Source organism: Limnospira sp. PMC 1279.21 (assembly GCF_032349615.1).
Taxonomy (GTDB): Bacteria; Cyanobacteriota; Cyanobacteriia; order Cyanobacteriales; family Microcoleaceae; genus Limnospira; species Limnospira fusiformis.
Genome location: NZ_JARPLU010000022.1, coordinates 28,964 through 29,326 on the forward strand (window position 1 = coordinate 28,964; position 363 = coordinate 29,326).

The following is a 363-nucleotide window of genomic DNA, read 5'->3' on the forward strand; positions in this document are numbered from 1 at the left end:
TCTGGTATTTCCGCTAAACTACCCGATGGTCTAATGCCATAAAACTATCAAAGGAGGCGATTTTTGTAACACTTACAAAAATCGCCTCTATTCATTTATTCATTTACCTGATTACATCTGATCTTTCCCCTTGACAAATACCGAAACTTGACCTATTATTAAATAATGGGAATCCGTGCCGAAATATATATGAAATAGCCTCAGTGCGATCGCTCCGAATAGTAGGTTGGGTGAAACCCAACAGGGGTGAGATGGTGGTGTGGGGTGGCGTTCGGACCCCCCAACCTACTCAAATAGGCGATCGCTCTGAATAGTAGGTTGGGTGAAACCCAACAGGGGTGAGATGGTGGTGTGGGGTGGCGT